General features: G+C 67.5%; 1 protein-coding gene and 1 pseudogene. Both read right to left on the bottom strand.

Annotated features, from left to right (window positions below):
• A pseudogene (locus ACFV7R_RS47060) lies at nucleotides 1-142 on the bottom strand (ABC transporter ATP-binding protein); the annotation flags it as partial.
• 30 nt (nucleotides 143-172) lie between these two features.
• Nucleotides 173-1,279, bottom strand: coding sequence for an ABC transporter substrate-binding protein (locus ACFV7R_RS47055; protein ID WP_385276979.1), 1,107 nt, complete (start codon nucleotides 1,277-1,279; stop codon nucleotides 173-175).
• Between the last annotated feature and the right edge of the window lie 14 nt (nucleotides 1,280-1,293).

Below are 1,293 nucleotides of genomic sequence, written 5' to 3'. Positions count from 1 at the left end.
CGAGTTGCTGTCCGCCGGGTGTGCCCGGCGCGGGGAAGGACTTCGAGACGTGCTCGATACGGGCGGCGTGCGTCACCGCCGTGGCGTCCTGGGCAGCCTCGGCGACCGTGGTGGCCATGGTCGTCACCTCCTGGGTACTCATCGGGGCGGTTGTCGCTTGTCAGCTGTTCGGCTACTCGGCGCCGAGACCGGCGTCGTCGACCTCGTCCTTGCCCTCGGCCTCGAGGACCTTGTTGAGCGGGGCGAGGTCGTAGATGCCCTTCAGATCGGGCTCCTCCAGCAGACCGGCCTTCACCGCGTGCTCCGCCTGGGTGCCGAGGGTGGCGGCCAGCGGGTCGTCGAGGAAGGTGACGGACTCCCAGGCCGGGTCGATGACCTCGGCGGGCAACTCCTTGCCCGACAGCTCCTTCAGCGCCGCGTTGGCGGAGGCCTTGGCCTGTTCCGGGTTGGCGTTGATCCACTCGTTGGTCTTCACCGAGCCGCGCAGTACGGCCTCGACGACGTCCGGGTGCTCCTCGAGGAACTTCTGCGACACGATGATGTTCGTGATCACGAACTTCTTGTCGGGCCACAGGTCCGCCTCGTCGAGGAGCACCTTCGCGCCCTCGGTGACCAGCTTGGACGCGGTCGGCTCCGGCACCCAGGCGCCGTCGATGGAACCGGACTTGTAGGCGTCCGGGGTGATCTTGTTGTCGGTGCGGACGACGGAGACGTCGCCCTTGCCGCTCTCCGCGTCGACCTTCCAGCCCTTCTCGGCGATCCAGTTGAGGAACGCGACGTCCTGGGTGTTGCCGAGCTGGGGCGTGGCGATCTTCTTGCCCTTGAGGTCGTCCGGGGACTTGATCTTGTCCGGGTTGACCACGAGCTTCACGCCGCCGGAGGCGGAGCCGCTGATGATGCGCAGGTTCTTGCCGTTCGACTTGGTGTAGCCGTTGATGGCGGGGGAGGGGCCGATCCAGCCGATGTCGATGGAGCCGGCGTTCAGCGCCTCGATCTCGGAGGGGCCGGCGTTGAAGGTGGACGCCTTGATCGTGGTGCCGCCGAGTTCCTTCTGGAGCAGTCCCTCCTGGACGCCCACCAGAGCGGTGGCGTGGGTGAGGTTGGGGAAGTAGCCGATCTTCACCTCGTCGGCGGAGAGCTTTGTGGCGTCCGCCGCGACCTCGGTCTGCTTGTCGTCGTCGGTGGCGTCGGATCCGTAGCCGCAGGCGGTGAGCAGGAGGGGAAGCGCGGCTATGACGGCGAGGGTGCGCAGGGCGGTGAGCGGTCTTGCGGCAGACACGGAGGTGTCCTCTC

This window comes from Streptomyces sp. NPDC059866, from assembly GCF_042731325.1.
Classification (GTDB): Bacteria; Actinomycetota; Actinomycetes; order Streptomycetales; family Streptomycetaceae; genus Streptomyces; species Streptomyces flavusporus.
The sequence above is the reverse complement of the archived record's forward strand: the minus strand, read 5'-3'. Positions and strand labels throughout refer to the sequence as shown.